We start from the raw sequence: 17,999 nt of genomic DNA, 5'->3' as shown, positions 1-17,999 counted from the left end.
TTATTCATTTAATATAGGGGGCTGTAAGTGTTGAGGGCTATTTAGTAAATCCTCCAGTGCCAGATCCAGGGTGGAATGATTCTCAGATTCCAGCCAGCTTTCTGGAATAATGAGATAAGAGCAGCTGCCGCTGTGTAAATAACGGTAAATAATATGCGCTGCATCGATTTCATGTCTGCTAATGTCTTCGGTAGCATTTGCTTCATCTTTTTTAAAATAAGCTAAAATGTTCGTTTTTATTATTTCCTCCATGCTGTGTGCTGCTGCAAAGCTGTGGCTGAACAGAATCTCCGTCCTTTTTATAAGGAAAAGTTTAATCACTGAATCTGTTAATCTTTCGATCGCAGCGATATTATGATTTTCTTCAGTGAATTCGATCACTTTTTCTTTTTTTAACAGGGAGCTTACTGCCTGTATATGATCCCGATAGGCGGAGGCGGCTTCAAAATTAAATGCTTCAGAGGCATTCAGCATCATCTGATTCATGTCCTCCAGGATACTCATGTCAGTGCCTTTCAGAAAACCGATAAACCTCTCCAGGATGACATTGTACTGCTGTTCTGCAGGCCCGCCAAGACACCGGCCAAGGCAGGAGCCTAAGGAATAATTCAGGCAGGTGGAGTTCGTTCCATTGGGATTGCTGCAGTTCAGCTTAAAGCAGTCCTTTAACCCCCGGAGAGCTCGTTCCACATTTCTTCGGCTCGTAAAAGGGCCAAAATAAACCTTGCCGTCATTTTCAATAGGATTAAAGGTTATATCAATTTTACGGTGATTGCCGGAAAGGCTGATCGAGATATAAATGAATGACTGCGGACTCTTCATCATTCGATTATAGAGCGGCTTAATGTTTTTAATTAATTGGCATTCAAGCATAAAAGCCTCGAATTCAGTATCTGTCAGGATATAGTCAAAATCCCTTAAGTGTTTGACCAACTTTTTAATCTTGGGAGAATGATTGTTGGAGGCCCTGAAATAAGACTGAACCCGGTTCTTTAGATTTTTCGCCTTCCCTACATACAGAATTTGACCCTGCGAATCCTTCATCAGATATACGCCTGGAGTTAAGGGCAGGTTTTTCACCTTGTCAGGGAGATTAATAGCCATTCATTCCTTTACTAGAATATATATTTAGTATTTTATCATGGGATGGGATTTCATAGCTATTTCTCTGATTTTGGTGTTGCCCATAATATTGCCTTTTAATAAAAACAAGCCTAAATCCTTCATTTGTCTAGCGAAGAATTAGGCTTGTTTTTTGTGACAACATTACTTTTAAAGTGAGAGGTAGTGTTAGTTCGTGAAAAAATAATAACTATAATAAAAACAAATGAAAGCGAGAATAAAGATCAAAGTTTTAGCGACTTTATACGGCAAAAGTCTTAATATAAATGCACCTATAGTAATCACTATTACACCGATAATTGAATCGGCATCCGGCACAATATCCATATTCTCGTGCTTTTTTCTGGTATAAACGAATCCAACGTATAAAAATACTAAACCAATCAAAAGAGGTATTACCCCTATTACACCCATTTGTTCACCTCATTAAAAATTAGAGATGTTGAAGTAACATTTATTGTAAGCACTAATAAGTTAAGTTATACCTTCCGGAAACAAGAGGACGGTTCGCACGTTTATACATTGAAAGAGAAACAAGAGAACCGTCCCTGCGTTTTTTGTAGGCCATTGAACGACCATTTGCCAACAAAATTCTATAAAGTATAATATGAGGATAGAAAAATACAGCAAAAGGAAGAACTCTTGATTATTTTTAAACAAATGTCACCAGCCTCTTTTATAGTTGAAAAAGATTAAGTTAAATAGTAAGTCGAACTTTTTAACAGGAGGGAAAGATGAAAATTTATGTGGATGCAGATGCTTGTCCGGTGAAAGATATTATTATTACAGAAGCAAGGGATTTTGAAATTCCGGTTATCCTTGTTACAAGCTTTTCTCATTTTTCTAATGCAGAACAGCCATCAGGAGTGAAAACCATTTATGTTGATTCTGGAGCAGATGCTGCAGATTATCGGATTGTGAAGTTAGTGGAAAAAGGAGATATTATCGTGACGCAAGATTATGGTCTTGCGTCACTAGGTTTAGCAAAAGGAATTATCGTCCTCCACCATAAAGGATTTAAATATACAAATGAAAATATTGACCAATTATTACAAACACGTTATTTAAGTGCAATGGCTAGAAAAAGCGGACAGCGAACAAAGGGACCAAAGCCTTTTACAGCAGAAGACCGGGAGCAATTTAGGGATCTTTTTAAACAGGTTATTTCACGTAAAATTTAAGCTAAACTTAGAGATTCAGAAAGGAGCTAAATATTTTGAAGTATTTAAAATCGCAAATGCAACAACTAATAAAGGAAAATAAAGAACTCCATACACGCTTTAAAGAACTGAAGGCTGAGCATGGTCTTGAGAAAAACAATGCCCTCAAGGCCTTGTACCATTCAGAAGTTGCGGATGGAGGAAAGTATCAGGTAGCTTACCAAGCACTTGATCAGCCCAAAAAGTAGACTCTTATATCTAATGATACTTACTAAAAATTCTGTTATAAATGCTGGATGGTTATAAGTGGATTAAGTTAGTGACCAAATTATGAAGTGGGTTGCTACGCAGTACAACGATACTGCGTAATGTCATTTTCGAGAGAGCCCAAGCCGTCCTGTCCGATCCAGATGCAGCTAAATATGTGTGGGGAACTGGAGTCCATTGGTATGTGTCTGAGGAATTTGAGAATCTCTCTAAGGTGCACAATGCTTTCCCTGACAAGCACTTAATATTCACAGAAGGGTGCATCGAAGGCGGTCTTCAGCCAGGTGAATGGCATACGGGAGAAAGGTATGGCCGAAACATCATCGGAGACTTGAACAATCACCTTGAAGCATGGATTGACTGGAATCTCGTGCTGAATGAAGAAGGCGGACCGAATCATGTGGGGAACTATTGCGATGCGCCGGTGATTGTGGATACGAAGAAGGATGAGGTGCACTATAACAGCTCCTACTATTATATTGGGCATTTCAGCAAGTTCATTAAGCCTGGAGCCAGGCGAATTGGCAGCCAGGCATCGAAAAACCGCCTATTGGCCACCGCCTTTGAAAATATCAATGGTGAAACGGTTGCGGTATTGATGAATGAGAATGACAGTAGAGAAGAAGTATCTATATCCCTTGGGGGTAAAAGTATGATGCTTGTTCTTCGGGAGCATTCTGTAGAGACGGTTATCGAATGAAAGGGCCTGATCCCGGGGGATTTAAAAGCGGACAGGGCCCCTTTTCTTTAAAGTAAAAAAAGAAATTCCACTTTAGAAGATATGGTAATACACACTTTAAACAGCTAGTAAAGTAGTGTCACTAGAGAATACAAAATTGAGTGAGCTGAGACAAGCAAAAGATAGTTTGATAAAAAATGTGCCTTCAGCTAGGAAAATGCCTTATACAAAACATAGATATTTGCATTAAATAATAAGAAGAATAACAGAAAAAGAGATAACGATTATTTCTGGTGTTGGAATTTAATTTAGGAATTATTACTCCTTAGCAGCATTTGATCAATAAACTAGAAGGACATAAATTGGTAGAACAAAAATACAGTCCTCGAGTAATCACAAATCAAAAAATAATCAATAGTTTATTATTTAAATGAAAAGAAGGAATGTAAAATGCTTAGCTGCGAAAATCGGAAAGGACTAACTGTAAGTTATGGTCCGATTCATATCCCTGCTTTAAATCAAGGGAACCTTGTGAATGACAGAATTGTCATTACTATTAAAAATCACTCCAATCAATCGTTTCAAGCGAGCGTTATTGTTGAAGAATGCAGACCTGATTTAACCACCACAATTATGCTTCCGTCCGCTAGTAATATTAAGGAAAAAACGTTAGCTTCTTTTCCTAAAGAAACGATTCCTGGTAATAAGTGCAGAGTATATAATGTAGCAATAACAGTTAATTTGTTTCCCTTTATAAAAGTGAGTTCGAAGGGTGACTATGAAGCAATTGAAGGAAGACCAGCAGGTGGCAAACTGGAGATTAGCGTAGTTGCCGGCACCGGAAGAACGCTTACAGATATTCCTCCACATGGACTGCGAATTGCTGATGCAGCCACATTTGTACCATATGGAAGCTGGTTTATTGAATAAGTAAAAATAATTCTTCTCTCTTAATTTTTGTGAAATTTGTGGGGAGGTCCTGTTTACAAAAATGAGAGAAAAGTTTAATTTTAAGTTCCACCGGATGGTAAGAGAAAGGACATAATTAGTGCTGCCAAGGTGCCAGGTATAATGGTAGAGAAGTTAGATAACATTGTATTAGTAGTAGACTCTGAGATTAGATCTAAGATAACTAATATAATAAAATTAAGCAGCCTTTGAAAATTTTTGTGGGGCTGTTTCTTTATGTTCTTTATTAAGGTGACATAGTAGCAGAGGGACGGTTCTAGTGTTCATAGTGAAACGCCAGAACAGAACCCACCCCTTCTATAACATATCAATAATATCGGGTTCGTCATTGCTTTGATAGCTTTGCTCTTTAATAAACAGTTTGAAAGCTACATTTCCTATAGTATTTGTAGCAACAGCATCTACGGTACCGCCAATAATTCCTCCTGCTAAAGGAACCATTTTACCTAAGTTTATTACTCCTTTTTCTCCAAATTTTGTTAGTAAACGAAAGCCTACAGCTTGGTTGATTTTTTTAATTACTTCGAATGGGATTTTTTTAATACCGGTAACAGCAAGTTTTTTCCCTATCTGGACACCTGCATTTTTAAGAAGATCTTTTGCACCATTGCCAGCTAAACAGGCATACACAAATGATTTAACTTGATCATCTTTCACATCATAACCACCCATATGTGCAATTGCAGCAACCATTCTCATTTGAACTAAAATAACACTAGTTATATTAGTGGGTACAGCAACAGGTAATGTAATAAGTCCTCCTAAACCTGTTAAAAATCCACTAGTAGCACTTTTGGTGTTTTGCCATAGAATTAAACTTTTAACTTTTTCATCTAAGTTCCCACTCTTTTGTAAGTAACTATCAGCTAATTCTATGGCTGTGTCCATTCCAGGTACACCACCATTAATTGCTTTATCATAAGACCAATCTAATGCTTTCATTATTGCGTCGTGTGTTAAGGATTTGGTTTTAGACAAATTTACTCACCTTTCCCTTATGAAAGTTATGGTAATATTATACTATAAAACTATTTGTGAAAATTACTTTTTTTTCGGATGAATACTATTACATAGTAGGAATTAAACAAATTATTTGTTGGAGCTAGAATAGATTGAATGATACTAAAAAGTGGATATTTCAGAATGAGTACTGTAATAGGTACTTGTTAATATTTACGAGATGTTACATTTAAGGTTAATTAAACCGGGGAAAAAAGGTCAGAGAACATAATACTGATGAATTAAAAAAATAAAAAATGGGCAGGTGTCAATATGGAGAGGAAAAAACCTATAATGCAAAACAAAGTTGAAATTCCTGTAAATATTTTCAAAGGAGAAGAATTAATCGCTGAATGTCCTAGTATTCAGGAAGCAGCAAAGTTTTTCAAAAAAGAAACAAATTCTAAGCGGTTCAATTGGTCTGCTATTAATAAGGGAATCTGGTACGGTAAATCATATTCTAAAGATGGAAATACTTATTTCTTTACCACGGATATAGAAGCTGTAAAAAGAAAACTAGATACGATGTAGTCTAAACCAGAAAAGATAATGATACAGATTACTGATGGGAAAATGAATTTGTGACTAGTGGAAGATATTATGGTGTTTAGAGGGGTTGTAATATAACCCACCGAGCTCCCACAATTGGCCAATTTGAGTTATACTATACAATATCAATATCAAGTTTATAGTAAGTCTGTTTATTTTTATGGAGGATTTATGAAAAAGAACATTCATGTAGTTGGTGCAGTTATTATTGAGAATGGTAATATTCTATGTGCTCAAAGGGGTCCATCGAAAGCTCTTCCTTACAAATGGGAATTTCCTGGAGGGAAAATTGAGAGTGGGGAAACGCCGCAACAAGCCCTGATTCGGGAAATTAACGAAGAAATGAGTTGCAAAATAGAAATAGGTGAACAAGTCGAACATACTGTATATGAATATGATTTTGGTATTGTTCATTTAACCACCTTTTATTGTAAACTCATTAAGGGTAAACCAATATTAACCGAGCATGTATCGATTAAATGGCTTTCGCCTTCAGATCTTGAAACTTTGGACTGGGCTCCCGCTGATATTCCGGCCATCAATAAAATTTCAAAAACGCTATCCTTAAAATGATTATTTGCAAAAGCTATTTACACACAGTAGATAGCTTTTTTATATGGAAATTTATTGAATTGACTATACTCTATGTTTAAAATAGATATAACAACTGGTAAGGAATGGAGTAGAAATGAGTAATTTAATTCGTAATTTAGAAGCTTCTTTGCATAGAGGATTTATTAATCAGCAGCATCAGGATTCAGGGAATTATAAACCAAAGTTATTAATCAACAATGCCAAAAAAAGTGAAAATGTTTTATCGACATTAATTGATGAGCTAGAAAGCTGTAAGTCTTTTATTTTTTCAGTGGCGTTTATAACAGAAAGCGGTCTAGCGGCTCTTAAATCATATCTTTATGATCTCCATCAAAAAGGTATTAAAGGTCGAATACTTACATCGACTTTCCTAAACTTTAATCAACCAAAAGTCTTTAGAGAATTAATGAAGTTAACTAATGTGGAAGTAAGGCTAGCAGATCTTAAAGGTTTTCATTCGAAGGGATATATTTTTAATAAGGACACTCACTACTCACTTATTGTAGGGAGTTCAAACTTAACTGCCCAAGCCTTAAAAGTGAATTATGAGTGGAATGTGAAGTTAACATCTCATGAAAATGGAGAATTAGTTCATCATTTCAAAAATCAATTTGAAGAAGTATGGGAGAAGTCTAGCATATTGACTGAAGAATGGATTGCTGAATATGAAAAGACATATGTTGATGTCAACAGCCATGTTGTTCAAAATATTCTAGAAATGCCTAGTCAATATCAAACCAATTCTCTCGAAGAAGCAATTAAAATTGTGCCAAACAAAATGCAACGAGCAGCCATAGAGCAAATTCAATCCCTTAGAGAAGCTGGAAATGATAAGGGTTTAATTATTTCAGCAACCGGAACTGGAAAAACATATCTATCAGCTTTTGATGTTAGAAGATTTAATCCTAATCGCATGCTATTTATAGTCCACCGCGAGCAAATCTTAAAGAAAGCAAAATCAGATTTTAAAAAATTATTTGGTGGATTAGAAGAAGACTTTGGAATTTTATCAGGCTCTCAAAAACGGACAAATGCAAGGTATCTGTTTGCTACTATTCAAACTATTTCTAAGGATGATGTCTTGTCCAGATTTAGTGAAGATGAATTTGACTATATTCTTGTTGATGAAGTACATAAAGCAGGAGCGAGTTCTTACCAGAAGGTAATGAATTATTTTACACCAACATTCTTATTAGGCATGACTGCAACACCTGAGCGGACGGATGACTTTAATATATATGGGTTGTTTGATTACAACATTGCATATGAAATTAGATTACAAGAAGCACTTGAAGAGGACATGCTCTGTCCATTCCATTATTTCGGTGTCACAGACATTGAATATAATGGAAAACTTATCGATGATTCCGCAGTTCTTTCTCATTTGATTACAGAAGAACGGGTAAATCATATTATTGAGAAGATAAATTATTATGGGTTTTCCGGAGAAAGTGTTAAAGGATTAATTTTCTGCAGTCGAAAAGAGGAGGCTGGAAAGCTATCAGCAGTTCTAAATGAAAGAGGATTCAGAACAGTAGCTTTAACAGGTGATCATACACAAGAAGAAAGAGAAATGAGAGTTAATCAACTTGAAAATGGAATCCTAGATTACATTTTGACAGTTGATATTTTTAATGAGGGTATAGATATACCATGTATTAATCAAGTTGTCATGCTAAGACAAACTCAATCCAGTATTATATTTATTCAACAGCTGGGCAGGGGCTTACGTAAACACACATCAAAAGACTATGTCACAATAATAGACTTTATTGGTAACTATAAAAACAATTATCTAATCCCAATTGCTCTTTCAGGTGATAAATCCCAAAACAAGGACAATATCAGACGCCGTACCAAAGATACAAGCTATATTAAAGGAGTTTCTACAGTTAATTTTGAAGAGATTGCAAAGAAACAAATCTTTAAAGCAATTAATAATAGTAGACTTACAGAATTGAGACTAATAAGGGAAGCCTTTGTTGAGTTAGAAAATAAGATTGGAAAAACACCTTACTTGCATGACTTTATTTTAAACCATTCGATTGACCCTGCGGTATTAGTGGATGGCAGTAAAACATACAAACTTAACTATCATCAGTTTTTGTTAAAAATGAATAAAGAAGTTTCTCCGTTAACTGATTATGAAAATAAAGTCTTAACCCTGGTCACACAAGAAATTTTAGAGGGAAAACGCAAGCATGAAATCATTTTACTAGAGCAACTAATGAATCACAAAAAGGTGAGCTATGAAGATTATATTAGCCAATTACAATTATCAAATTGCATTATAGATGATAAGACATTAAATTCTATACAAAGGATCTTTAATTTGTCTTTCTTTAATCAGGTTAGCCGCGAAAAGTATGGTCAAAAACCCATCATAAATCTTGATGCAGGATATTTCACATACAATAAAGATATTGAAAAAAGTTTGGAGAATAATAAATACTTCAAGTTTTTAATAATGGATGTTATCAAGTGTGCAAATGAAAAGAACAAAAAATATTCTTGTGATAGAGAACTTACATTATACGAAAAATATTCTAGGAAGGATGTATGTAAACTATTAAACTGGGACAATGATGAAACAAGTACAATGTTTGGATATAAGACCAAGCATCAAACTTGTCCAATCTTTATTACCTACCATAAAAATGATGAAATTGAATCTAGTGTAAAGTACGGTGATGAATTTTTAAGTCAAGAGATCATCAAATGGTTTACTCGAAGCAACCGAACATTAAGTTCTCAGGAAGTTAAAATAATTATACAGGCTAGAAAAAATAACATCGACCTTCATTTTTTTGTAAAAAAAGATGATGATGAAGGAACGGAATTTTATTACTTGGGTAAGGGTTTACCAGATGAAGACTCTGTTAAACAGAGCTCGATGGAGGACGGTAAACCTGTAGTTTATATGAATATGATTATGGAAGACGCTATTGATAGTAAATTATATAATTATATTATTAATGGGAATGTTGAATGAAATAGTTGGTGTCAGCCTCAATAATTATGTTGATTGGGGCTGTCATCGCGATCTTTGAGAATAAAGCTAAATTTTCGAAAGGGAGATGGTGTTATTAAAATAACCTGAATGATTTTTTTAGACAGAATATTTCTGTCTTTTTTTTATAGGAACCCAGGTGATTTTTTAACAACCTCCCCTGATAAAATTAAATAAAGTTGTAATAAAAGTAATGGTAATTTAATCTATCCATTTTCCTTCCAATTAACTATGGTATAATTATTAATTGTTTAAATGAAAATATTATTTATAGGAAGAAAGGAGACTTTTTATGAATTCCTTTATAAATTATCTAGATCAATTTAACGTTCTTTCTCCTAATCATTCGAAAATATATGACGAGTATACATATGATGAAGGTGAAAAGTCTTACTCTTTTAAAATTGATACTAAAATTGAAAACTATCTTATAGAAATTTTTAATAGTAATGCTCATAGTGTAATTTTAACTGGTAATGCAGGTGATGGAAAAACTAGACTATGTAGATCGATTTATAATTATTTTAGTGAAACTGAATTATCGACATGGCCAAATTCTGGAGTTATTGAAGTACCTTTTAAACACGGAAGAATTAGAATCGTAAAGGATCTATCTGAACTAAAGGATGAGGTAATTTTCCAGGAATTATCCAAACTACAATTATCAATACAATCTAATCATTCTGACAAATTCTATTATCTTATAGCAGCTAATGAAGGAAAGTTAACTAAGTTCCTTTCACAAAATGAAAATTTAAAGCTTTTGAAAGAAGAAGTTTCGGTGAGGTTTAAAGATTATAAAAATAATAATCAATCACTCAGTATTTTAAACCTTTTAGATGTTACCTCATCGATATATGTGGAAAAAGTATTAAATGAATGGAATCAGGAAGAGAATTGGTCCCCTTGTAATAGTTGTGCAAAAAATAATACATGCATAATATATTTAAATCACCAAAGAACTTCAACAGAACATGTTAAAAATAGATTAGTAGAACAGTATAGAACATTAGATTATTTAGGGTCACATATCACAATGCGTGAAATGTTAATTCATATTAGCTATCTCCTTACAGGTGGCTTAAACTGTACCGACATAAAAAATGCTGATTACGAAGACCTGAAAAATCAAATTGAAAAGCCATATTATCAAAATTTTTATGGCCATAACATTGAGCATGAGGCTTTTTCCGAAATGCGAGCTTTAAAACTGTTTAGAGAGTTAGATCCAGGTAACTATTCTATTTCAAATATTGATGACTTTATTTTAAATGGAGATATTTGTGGAATTGAACAATTAGAGTCTCTGCATAATGAAATTTTTAATGAAGACTTAGACCTCTACCTTGGTTATTTTAAGAAAAGGCTAGATATGTACAGAGATCATAATAAAGATAGTAATGATAAATTAATCGAGGAATGGATCAACAAACTTAGAAGAAAATTTTTCTTTGAGTTTCCAAATGATGACATATTTAATAGGAATAGTTTAATTCCGTTTCAATTTTTGAAGGAATTTGGAGATATGTTTGATAATCCTATGAAAAGAATTCAAAGCAGGAAGGATTTAGTAAATGGATTAAATAGAGCTTTTTCAAAAAGGTTAGTAGCATCAAGTTCACAATTATATGCGACAACTGAAAACTTAATGGTTCATTCAATTGTTTCAAATAATCAGGTGATAATTAATGAAGAAGAGAGCAGAGCAGATATTGACCATTTACCTTCTAAGTTTATTTTATTAGTTAACCATAAAATAGATTTACCAATTGATTTACATGTTTTTGAATATCTAATGAGGCTTAATGCAGGAACAACACACAACATCCTAAGAGAGGATGTCGAGATACTATTGGACACGTTTAAAAATGAAATAATAAAGAACAGTGAAACAAATGACTATACGCTGAATATCTTAAGGCTCGATAGAGATAAAGGACTATATATTCAAGATGAAATTTTTATAGATTGAGGTGATTAACTTGGCTAAAAATATAAAAAATAATGTAGAAGAATTCTCCTCCCAACTCTCTGCTAAAATATGGGGACATCGATTTAAGGATGGGCAGAGGGGCCCAGAGTATGTGTTAGAATTTTTAAATGTAATGTTCGGAACAGAGTATTGCTTAGATTCAGATTGTTACTTTAGAAATAAAGCTGTTAACCTTAGAAAATTTATCTTTGAAGGTGTTAAAGAGGGCAGTAAGAGGGACATTGCTCAATTAAAGGAAGAACAAAAAATTAGTTTGTATGAGAAAATTCAGGACGAAGAAAAGGTAGAAGTAATTAGAGAATTCTTTAGAAATCTGGAAGTTCCATTGGTTGATGGAAGAGGTCGTGAAGCCGATCGCTCTTGGTACGCTAGATCGTTATATCCATTACATGAAAGTTTATTATTTTTTGAAATTCGAAAAAAGGGACAGGGCATCTCCTATGAGAGAAACTTCTTTGCACGTGGTGGGGAATTGTATTATTTGATGCTTTCCTATGGGACTACTAATTACCCAGATATAAGAGAATCAATTCAAAATAGAATCAAAACTCTTCTAAGAAAGAATAATTCAGTAGAGAGGATTATTGATTCAATACAAGATGCACTAGGGGACAATGAAATCGATATCAAAAAGGATACTTACCCTTTAAAAGAAAATAATGATAACAAAGAATATCCTCAATTACCTGTTACAGAACATTATATCTTTGATGAATTTGCTAAAGAGATGAATAACCTCCTGAACATCAATATTGATGTTTATGAAATGTTTAAACTTTTGACTAGTCTTATTAGCTTCCAATTAATGAGATATATGTATGAAAGGGCCAAGGTTAATGAAGGAGATAGAATTGAGTTCTTTTTTGATTGCTTAGATGGACAAAATAGTCAGATATTAAAAACCTCTTCAGGCACTTTTAGTAATAATGAACTCTTAATAAAAAATAAATTTGAGGACTATTTTGGGAATCATTTCTATTCCATCATAGGGGACGAAGAACATGTTATAGAAGAATTGCCTAAATGGAAAGAAAATCCAAACGAAACATTTATTACCCTTATGGGCTTAAATAAACTCCAATCAAGAAAGAAACGTGTTATAAACACCTTAATGAGTTGTAACAATTATAAAGATGTGACCACTAAACTTTTTAACACAGTTAAGGAAGTTATATCCGATCAATTAAAAAGGCACCAGCTATCAATTATTCGAACTCTTGCCAGAGATGGCGGGATTGGTAACTTCAAAACAGGTACTAATTATAGATACACTATGACAGATACATTTTTACAAACCCTTGTATTTGTCAATGTAAAGCCTAACGATTCTATAGAGTTTAGTGAGTTCTTAAATCTCCTTTATCAAAAATATGGATTTGTAATTGGGGAAGTACAGGCGAGAAAAAGTGGCTTATACGAAAGATCAAAGTTAAATATTAGCTATTACCAAAAGAATGAAAATTCCCTGCGTACTAAGCTTAAGAAAAATGGATTGTTGGTTGAGTTTTCAGATGCAACAGCCATGATTAGAAACCCTTACGATGTAGCGGAAGGTGTGACAATTAAATGAATGGAAATAAATTATTAGCATTATGGATTAATAGGCTATTATTAGATCATTTTAAGAAGCAGAAAAATGATCATACTGAAAAATTATTCGTTAAAATATCAGGACTTACCATATCTAATATAGAAGCATTATTAAATCAATTACGAACGGATTTATCAGTTTATAAAACGTTCTATGACCCAATAATAAGAACGGTTAAAGAGCAGCCAGGTTTTGAAGAATTTTCTTATCAAGACTATGAGACTAGTACATGGTTGCGAAATAACACTAAAAATAATCAAGCATTAATATTAATTATTAATGAAATTACACCAGAGGCACAAAGTTTAGAGAACCTATTTACTATCGACGAATCATATCTCTTAACGGAGGATGGATTGAGCTCTTTATATAATGTGCTATCAGAGACTGGTTTAATCGCAACTGATGAAATAAAATTTATTAAAACATTTCTTGATATGTACAAAACTATTTCAGAGCCACAACTTCGCAATATTGTTAATTTTATTTCAGAGATTTTGAGTGATCAAAGTCCATCAGTAATTGATAAAATCCAACGTAAATTACCTTATTTGAACTTATTTATGGACAGTAAATTAAAAATAAATTTGGAAGATAAAGGTCGACTTAAAAAGAACTTTCAACTAGCAAACCTGGAGATCAAAGAAAAAGAACGAGAAAATATCCAGAATAACCTTTATTCATTTATTGAACAAGAAGAAGTTAACGGTTGGAGTGATGAAATCTGGGATACAAAATCTGTAGACCAGCTCACTAAAGAAGTTGTTGAATTTGTAACACAGAGTTCAAATTCATTTTTATTTAATGATTTTGAGTTTGTAAAAAAAATCACAGATTTTAAGATTAAATCACCCTCAATTAAAGAAGAAGTAGAAGAGGTCCTAAATAAATATAAAGAAGAGCTAAGTGCAGACAAAATTAAAGAATATGAATCTGGTATTGATGAATTAGTAAGCGGTAATGATGCTGAAGCTATACAAGATTTTATCGAAGAATTTGAGGATTATTTAGATTTTCAACCAGGTTTAGTTAAGAAATTAAATCGTACTGTTGAAAAACTCAGAAATCCTTCTGTTTACGATGACTTGACTCAAGCCTTTATAAAAGAAATTTTTTCATTTATTGAGGATGAGAGAAATAATGAAAATATTGATTTATCAAAATTTATTTTGGAAATCGAAACGAGTAAAACCAATGAAAATATCCAGGAATTATTAAAGCTATTTTTAACTAATATTCAGATAGTAATACCCAGAATTCAATTTATTCAAAATACACTACCCAGTGTAGATGAGAATGCAAAAGAAACTGAAGTTACATTTAAACTTTCTCATTGTATTGGAGAAAAACTTATTAAAAATAAAAAGTTTAAGGTAACTAGATTTAATGATTTAGAGACATATTCTTTTTTTGAAAAAATAGAAGATGGAATAATTCCATATACAAGAAATTATGCTGAAAATGAAATTGAGCAAATAGATATTATCACTTGGACTAGAGATAAGGTGAAAAATTATCTCACATTAAATCAATTAGATGTAAAAGAACATGTGCAGAAATTTGAAGAGTACCTAAGTAACTATATAAAGAAAATTCAGTATGCACGAAATTATGGTGTGTATTCATTAGATAGTAAGCAATTAGAAACTGACTTAGAGAATCTTCTAGAAAATATTTATAGTTCCTCACAAGTTTCACAACATATCTATCAAAATATTAATTTGATTGGTGCAGTAGACTATTTTGATAATAAAAAAGAAGAATCAGGTATTCCTATAACTAGAACCTTAACAGTTTTTAATCCTATCAGATTGGTCGCATTTATCAGGAGATGTGAAGAGATTTCAAACCAAATTGAACATTGGGTTCACTTCGCAACAGAAGGATCCTTAGAGATTGAAAAACTTGAAGAGTATGTTGAGTATGCAAGAACAAAAACTTCTAACCTTGCTCCAAGATATTTTGCTAGTTATGGTGATCCATCCTATTTAATTGAAAATGCCGAGGTATTTGGTGAAGGTACTTTTGTTCTTAGTAGTAAAGCTCCGAATAATAATGATTATTTGGCAAACGAACTTTCAGAAGAAATCGTTAAGGTAACAAAGAATTATTTAGAGGTATATCCATATGCCAAAGATGGTATGGATATCTGTATGCTTTACTGCCAAAGTTCAGAAGTAGTAAAAAAGTGTGTGGAGTCCATTTTCTCTAAGACAAAGGTTAAGAAATTGCGTTTTACTGTGCATAGTGAAAATGCTTCTAAGCTTCATTATCAACTAAATAAATGGTTAGAACAAAAAGAAGATTTTACAAAGCCTGAGTACGAAAGCAAGTTTCCAAAGGTGGAAATAAATGTGATATCAGGTAAAACGGTTAACGAAATCTTTTCTCAAGTGGAAAAAATGATGATTGATGCTGATTTAGTTGTTCTAGCTGATTACTTTAGTCAAGGAAATCAAATTAGTTATCAACTTGAAAGAGTTAAACCAAAAGAGACTACATTCTGGTTTGAGACCATATATAAAGAGCCTTTAAAAAGTGATGAGGCCGTAAAAAGGATTAGTTTTGTTAGTGAGCATTTACCAAATACTCTACAAAGCTTTTATCAATTACAATATATTATTCAATCTAGCGCAATGCCATCAAAAGATGAATTAAATGTCTTAAAAAACATCATTTCAATAAACAATATCAATCATAATTCTTTGATTGATATGATGCATAGAAAATTTAACTGGACTATGATTTTAGACCGTTACTTAGACAAGACATTATTAACCAAAACTTCAAGCCAGGCAAATATCATTCAATATAAACCAAAAGCAGGGAAAAACAACCAGTATAAATTAATTGTTTCTTCTTCTGAATATATTAGGAAACTTAGTCAGCAAACAACAGATTATGCTTACTATGACAGATTGCATAGGAAGCTAGTATCTATAATGAAAAACGAAAAAATCTCTCGAGACAGCATTGTTGATGCTGTAAACAAGGTTAAGGACGTATCAGGTGGCTTAGTCCTTAAAACAATTGGGCGTGGTAAGTTTGCACATGAAATGCTTGCAACCTATCTCTCAACTAATAATGAAGAAGAGACATATAATAAGCTTCGAGTATGGGCTGTTTGTGATGATCTTCCTTGGTTTTCAAGTAATAAACGTCGACCGGATTTGGTTTTGACTACAATTGAAAAGATAGATGATACTTTAGAATTGAGTTTTGAGCTAGTTGAATTAAAGTTTGTAAATCACAATATCTTTGATAAAGAGCGTTTTGATGCCCTTAAGCAAATAAAAACTGGGATGAGTCTCTATAATAAGTTGTTTAATTTTGAGAAAAAACAACTTGATAGTGATTACTGGAGAGATGAATTAATCCAATATTTCATTGAGAGAAGTGCTTATTCTCCTGAAAATGTCCAATTATTGAAGGAGTTTCAACATATTAATGGAGACAAAATTAAAGTTAGTATTGAAGGAAGAGTAGATGTTTATTGCTATACTTCAAACCTTACTGAATTTAATTTTGAGAAAGTTGATGAATGTATATTCGTTGACCAATTAGATTCAAATATAAAAAACTATATTTATACAAGAGCATATATCCTAGAACAGTTAAAAGCCAGTGAGGCTGAAATACCTGCTTACGAAGAGTTGGTAATAGCTGAAAGTGAAAAAGAAATATTACAGTTAACATTAGAAGATGATAATTCTAATGTTGAAAGAGAAAAGTTAGGAGATACAATCGAAAAAGACAGTTCTGAAGACATGACTGAACCTGAAGAAACAATATCTGATACTGGTAGGCAAGAAGTTACTTCTGATAATGAAGAGTCTGATGTACCAAGTGGATCTGAGGCTCATGAATCAAGTGAGGAAGTAACACCTAACTTATTACCTGAAGACCAACAATATCCTGAAGTAAAAGCTTTAGAAGGCATCACGCTTGAGTATGAAATTGAAGATAGCAATATTGATCAGTTAAAAGACCAATATATCAGAAAGTTAAAGCACAATTTCAACCAGAATGGGATACATCTAAATATAAAAGAAGCTATAATTGGCTCTTCCGTAATAAGGTTTGAATTAGATTTACCAGCTGACCTCCCTGCTAATAAAATTTTGTCTCGTTCAAAGGACATTCAAATTTGGCTAGGGCTCTCTACAGAACCTCATATATTTATAAATAAAGGTATGAAAATAGATATTATTCGTGATGAACCTGAAACCATTTATTTCGAAAAGTTTATGGCTTTAACTAGGCACCAACTAAGTAGTAAAATTAATTCTACAAATTTAGTTGCTCCTTTAGGGTTAGATCCACTTAATAATGTTTTATTTATGGATTTCTCGAATTCGATGTCTCCACACTTGTTGACGGGCGGTACTACGGGAAGTGGTAAAAGTGTTACTCTGAATTCTATAATTCTAGGTATGATGTGTTTATATAGTCCAGAACAAGTTCAGTTTATGTTCATTGATCCTAAAAAAGTTGAGTTTACTATTTACGAAGGCAAGCAGCATACACGTGATGTAATTACAGATTTAGGAGAAGCTGTCAACGTACTGCAATATTTAGTAAATGAAATGGAAGATAGATATACCAAGTTTGCAAAGGAAGGCGTAACTAACTTAGACGAGTATATTACAGAAGTAAATGAAAGAATGCCTAGAATTGTATTGGTTTTTGATGAATTTGCTGATTTTATGACTCAAGATGCTGATATGAAAAAGCAAGTGGAAAATGCGATAATGAGATTGGGTCAGAAAGCACGTGCAGCAGGAATTCATTTGATTATTTGTACTCAAAATCCTAAAGCAGATATTATTAACACCAATATACGAAATAACTTAGGTGCAAGATTAGCCTTAAGAGCATCTGATGCGACTGCTTCAAATATAATTCTTGATGAGTCAGGTGCTGAAAAACTTGCCGGGAAAGGCGATTTTTTGGCAAAATTATATGGTAATATAGAAAGAGGAAAGAGTCCTTTCTTAACTCCAAAAGTAAGAAGAGCTCTACTTAAATACTTCAATAAAGAATAAGAATCTGAAAAACAGGTGGCT

The 17,999-nt window shown here is 33.0% G+C and carries 11 protein-coding genes and 1 pseudogene; 10 read left to right on the top strand and 2 right to left on the bottom strand.

Features of this window, described 5'->3' with window-relative positions; genetic code table 11:
- Positions 1-1,044, bottom strand: coding sequence for a GIY-YIG nuclease family protein (locus NAF01_RS14650; protein ID WP_250800658.1), 1,044 nt, complete (start codon positions 1,042-1,044; stop codon positions 1-3).
- An 812-nt stretch (positions 1,045-1,856) separates the two neighbouring features.
- Here NAF01_RS14650 and NAF01_RS14645 point away from each other — a divergent pair.
- From NAF01_RS14645 to NAF01_RS14630, 4 genes and pseudogenes are all read left to right on the top strand, one after another.
- Positions 1,857-2,303 (top strand): YaiI/YqxD family protein, encoded by a 447-nt coding sequence (locus NAF01_RS14645; protein ID WP_250800657.1) that lies wholly within the window; start codon positions 1,857-1,859, stop codon positions 2,301-2,303.
- A gap of 35 nt (positions 2,304-2,338) precedes the next feature.
- The gene (locus NAF01_RS14640; protein WP_048008527.1) at positions 2,339-2,530 is read left to right on the top strand and encodes a hypothetical protein; all 192 of its coding nucleotides are present in this window, start codon (positions 2,339-2,341) and stop codon (positions 2,528-2,530) included.
- A 116-nt stretch (positions 2,531-2,646) separates the two neighbouring features.
- Positions 2,647-3,249 (top strand): annotated as a pseudogene (locus tag NAF01_RS14635) (glycoside hydrolase family 30 protein); the annotation flags it as partial.
- 429 nt (positions 3,250-3,678) lie between these two features.
- Complete coding sequence (locus NAF01_RS14630; RefSeq protein WP_250800656.1) at positions 3,679-4,158, top strand: hypothetical protein; 480 nt, start codon at positions 3,679-3,681, stop codon at positions 4,156-4,158.
- Between the two features lie 336 nt (positions 4,159-4,494).
- Here NAF01_RS14630 and NAF01_RS14625 read toward each other — a convergent pair whose 3' ends face one another.
- Complete coding sequence (locus NAF01_RS14625) at positions 4,495-5,175, bottom strand: EcsC family protein (protein ID WP_250800655.1); 681 nt, start codon at positions 5,173-5,175, stop codon at positions 4,495-4,497.
- A 294-nt stretch (positions 5,176-5,469) separates the two neighbouring features.
- Between NAF01_RS14625 and NAF01_RS14620 the strand changes: the two genes are divergently transcribed.
- From NAF01_RS14620 to NAF01_RS14595, 6 genes are all read left to right on the top strand, one after another.
- Positions 5,470-5,727: a hypothetical protein gene (locus NAF01_RS14620; RefSeq protein ID WP_250800654.1), complete on the top strand. Its 258-nt coding sequence runs from the start codon at positions 5,470-5,472 to the stop codon at positions 5,725-5,727.
- A 189-nt stretch (positions 5,728-5,916) separates the two neighbouring features.
- Positions 5,917-6,318, top strand: a complete 402-nt coding sequence (locus tag NAF01_RS14615) for a (deoxy)nucleoside triphosphate pyrophosphohydrolase (RefSeq protein ID WP_250800652.1) — start codon at positions 5,917-5,919, stop codon at positions 6,316-6,318.
- Positions 6,319-6,433: 115 nt separating this feature from the next.
- Positions 6,434-9,331, top strand: a complete 2,898-nt coding sequence (locus NAF01_RS14610; protein ID WP_250800651.1) for a DEAD/DEAH box helicase — start codon at positions 6,434-6,436, stop codon at positions 9,329-9,331.
- 310 nt (positions 9,332-9,641) lie between these two features.
- A complete protein-coding gene (locus NAF01_RS14605; protein WP_250800650.1) occupies positions 9,642-11,321 on the top strand; it encodes a hypothetical protein in 1,680 nt (559 codons plus the stop codon).
- Between the two features lies 1 nt (position 11,322).
- Positions 11,323-12,912 carry a hypothetical protein gene (locus tag NAF01_RS14600; protein WP_419761192.1) on the top strand — a complete coding sequence of 530 codons (1,590 nt, stop codon included), beginning with the start codon at positions 11,323-11,325 and terminating at the stop codon, positions 12,910-12,912.
- Positions 12,909-17,978: an FtsK/SpoIIIE domain-containing protein gene (locus NAF01_RS14595; protein ID WP_250800649.1), complete on the top strand. Its 5,070-nt coding sequence runs from the start codon at positions 12,909-12,911 to the stop codon at positions 17,976-17,978. Before NAF01_RS14600 ends, NAF01_RS14595 begins: the two co-directional genes overlap by 4 nt.
- The last annotated feature ends 21 nt before the right edge of the window (positions 17,979-17,999 follow it).

The organism is Cytobacillus firmus (assembly GCF_023657595.1).
Classification (GTDB): Bacteria; Bacillota; Bacilli; order Bacillales; family Cytobacillaceae; genus Cytobacillus; species Cytobacillus firmus_B.
The sequence above is the reverse complement of the archived record's forward strand: the minus strand, read 5'-3'. Positions and strand labels throughout refer to the sequence as shown.